The organism is Vogesella mureinivorans (assembly GCF_007644035.1).
In the GTDB taxonomy this organism is placed as follows: domain Bacteria; phylum Pseudomonadota; class Gammaproteobacteria; order Burkholderiales; family Chromobacteriaceae; genus Vogesella; species Vogesella mureinivorans.
In genome coordinates this window covers 1-398 of the sequence record NZ_VMTV02000615.1, presented here as the reverse complement: position 1 = coordinate 398, position 398 = coordinate 1, and the positions used below count along the sequence as shown (strand labels likewise).

The following is a 398-nucleotide window of genomic DNA, read 5'->3' as shown; positions in this document are numbered from 1 at the left end:
CCACCTGTGGCGCGTTGGCCTCGTCGGGCAGGCGGTCGATCACCCGGCTGATGGCGTCGCGCACATCGTTGGTCGCGGCCTCGATGTCGCGGCCCAGGCCGAACTCGATGGTGACGTTGCTGGCGCCGTTGCGGCTGCGCGAGTCGACCGACTCGATGCCTTCGATGCCGCTGACCGCGTCTTCGAGAATCTGGGTGACGCGGGTTTCCACCACCGCCGCCGAGGCGCCGGTGTACACGACCTCGACCGAGACGATCGGCGGATCGATGTCGGGCAGTTCGCGCACGGTGAGCGTGGTGTAGGCCATCAGGCCGAGCACCACCAGCAGCAGGTTCGTGACGGTCGCGAGGACCGGTCGCTTGATCGAGATATCGGACAGGACCATGGGGCGCTCCTTC

General features: G+C 67.6%; 1 protein-coding gene. It reads right to left on the bottom strand.

Features of this window, described 5'->3' with window-relative positions:
- The coding region (locus FLQ44_RS16535; protein ID WP_147695284.1) for an efflux RND transporter permease subunit at nucleotides 1-385 on the bottom strand (385 nt) is incomplete at its 3' end.
- Nucleotides 386-398: the final 13 nt, after the last annotated feature.